This is a genomic window from Streptomyces sp. SM1 (genome assembly GCF_002910825.1).
Classification (GTDB): Bacteria; Actinomycetota; Actinomycetes; order Streptomycetales; family Streptomycetaceae; genus Streptomyces; species Streptomyces okerensis.
The window spans coordinates 1-2,045 of the sequence record NZ_NEUB01000935.1 but is presented as its reverse complement, the minus strand read 5'-3'; the positions used below and the strand labels follow the sequence as shown (position 1 = coordinate 2,045).

The 2,045-nt window shown below is 65.8% G+C and carries 3 protein-coding genes and 1 pseudogene; all 4 read right to left on the bottom strand.

All coding sequences use genetic code 11. The features are described from left to right. Window positions 1-836: pseudogene (locus B9S61_RS32180) on the bottom strand (transposase); the annotation flags it as partial. Window positions 837-1,142: 306 nt separating this feature from the next. Next, window positions 1,143-1,388 (bottom strand): hypothetical protein, encoded by a 246-nt coding sequence (locus B9S61_RS32175; RefSeq protein WP_103545340.1) that lies wholly within the window; start codon window positions 1,386-1,388, stop codon window positions 1,143-1,145. A gap of 7 nt (window positions 1,389-1,395) precedes the next feature. Further along, entirely contained in the window at window positions 1,396-1,614 is a 219-nt protein-coding gene (locus B9S61_RS32170) for a hypothetical protein (RefSeq protein ID WP_258039969.1), read from the bottom strand. Between the two features lie 44 nt (window positions 1,615-1,658). Further along, window positions 1,659-2,045: transposase family protein (locus B9S61_RS32165; RefSeq protein ID WP_146064891.1), on the bottom strand; the 387-nt coding region annotated here is incomplete at its 5' end.

Sequence of the window (2,045 nt, the reverse complement as noted above, 5' to 3'; positions counted from 1 at the left end):
CAGGACCAGACACGGACCGGGATCCCGTCCCGCGTGACGGCCATCCCGATCACGATCTGCGGAAGGTCGTCGCGGGAGTCCTTCGACTTCCCGGACGTGCGGAACCCGGCCTGATCAGGGGCGTCGCCACTGTCGTCCGCGTCGGCGGGAGTGTCGTCTGCGGCGGGCAGGAGGCGGCCCTTGTCGTCGCGGGCGACGAGCTCGTCGGCCTCCTCCAGTTCGAAGTAGGTGCTGGTGGTGTCGAAGAACAGCAGGTCGACCTCGAGGTTGAGAAGGTTCGCGACCTCGTCGAACACCCGCTTCTCCAGGTCGTCCTGGACTTCGTGGAGCCAGTCCATCGCCCGGTAGCAGGCGTCGTCGTCGCAGGCCGGCAGGCCGTCGACATGCACGTCGTTGGTGACCCAGTCCGCGGCGGCCAGCTTCGACGACGGGGCCAGGGCCCGGTTCGCGACCATGGAGAACAGCACCCGCTCGGTCACCGACATGTCCCGGCGTCTGCCCCGCTTGGGCTGCCCGACCTGCCCGACCTGCCCGACGATCTTGTCGATCTTCAGTCGCCGCCACAGATGATCGAGGACGTAGGTGCCGCCGAACGGGACCGAGGAGACGAACTCCAGGTCACCCGCCGCGGTCGACGCCAGTGCTTCGCCCGGTTCCAGCAGCCGTGATAGAGAGGCGACCAGGCGTTTCACCGCGTCCCGGTCGAGGTCGTCCGCACGGCCGAACGTGAACAGGACCTTCGGGACCGCCCGGCCCTTCACCGGATCCCACTCATTGTGGGCCAGGTGCAGGTACCGGACCGTGCCGGACTTGTTCTCCCGCTTCGTCGTCTTCACATACACGACTCCAGACCCTACGGAGCAACTCCAGGTCAGCGCAGGTGAATCCGCAAAATCGCGTCTCTAGGCGAATCTGGCCGCGTCACCAGCCTCCAACCCGCTGACCTGCACCTTCAGCCTGGCAGGTACTCCAGAACCCCTGAATTGCGCGGAACGCAGGCCGGTCTCGTAATGCGTAGGTCTCGGGTTCGAATCCCGAAGGCGGCTTCGAGGGAAAGCGCAGGTCAGAGTCCTGGCCTGCGGTTCTTCTTTTTCCTGTCCCGGTACTGCACGATCACTGAAGCTCCGTGGGGGCGCAGGGGATCACATGCGCTCCGTCTTTTGCTTCGTCGCTCTCGTGGTCCAGGACTGGCAGCCCCATCGGGCAAGTCCGCCTACGATCAGGGACACGATGATTGCCCCCCAGTCGATGACATGGGGCAGTCCGGGGAAGAACGCGAAGAAGGCCAGCGAGGCGACGAGGCCCACGAGGAACGCGGCGATCCCGGCCTGGCGTCGCCGTGTTTGTGCCTCCTGGCCCGAAGGTGGGCCCTTCTGCTGTCCGATCATGAACAACTCACTTCGTGATGTGGTGACACTGGCTTACGCGCCGCACACCGTTGACGTAGAGGTGAGCGCAAGCTTTGCCGTAACGTGGCAGTGTCTGAGGGTGATTGTTCCGCATCGGGTCGGTCTTGCATTCGCTGTGGGTCTTGCCGCGCGAGGTACGGTAATGCCGGTTGCTGGTGTCGGCATAGGTGAAGTCGATACGCCAGTTGCAGAATCCACTGCTCATTGAACTCTTCTCGGTAACGCCTCGTGACGTTTTGTGATCTTCGTTCAGGCGGTGCGGTCGTGCTCGAGCTGGAGCAGGACGAGGGCGGCTCGGGCGATGCGGGTGATGGCCGAGGGGTCGAGGCTGACCCTGCGCAGGGCCTTGAAAGTGACCTTCAGCAGGGCGTTGGCACGTTCGGCGACGGCGTGGACGCCTCGGATCACGGCGTTGAACGCCTGGTCGGGCTCGGCGAGTTCACCGCCCTTGGGCTTCTTGACCGGGTGACGGAAGCCGGGCCCGGCGTTCTCGTAGCCGAGGTCGGTCAGGGTGGGGACGCCCAGGGTGGCGGCGAGCCGGTTCAGGGCGTCGACCAGTCCGTGGGCCCGTGCGCAGGTGGTGTCGTGCTCGCGGCCCGGGCGGACCGGGGAGACCCAGAGGGGCCAGCCGTCCGG

What these genes read in the sequence shown, in the direction of transcription:
- B9S61_RS32170 (WP_258039969.1), bottom strand. Translation starts at nt 1,614, where the DNA reads ATGAGCAGTGGATTCTGCAACTGGCGTATCGACTTCACCTATGCCGAC.
- B9S61_RS32175 (WP_103545340.1), bottom strand. Translation starts at nt 1,388, where the DNA reads ATGATCGGACAGCAGAAGGGCCCACCTTCGGGCCAGGAGGCACAAACA.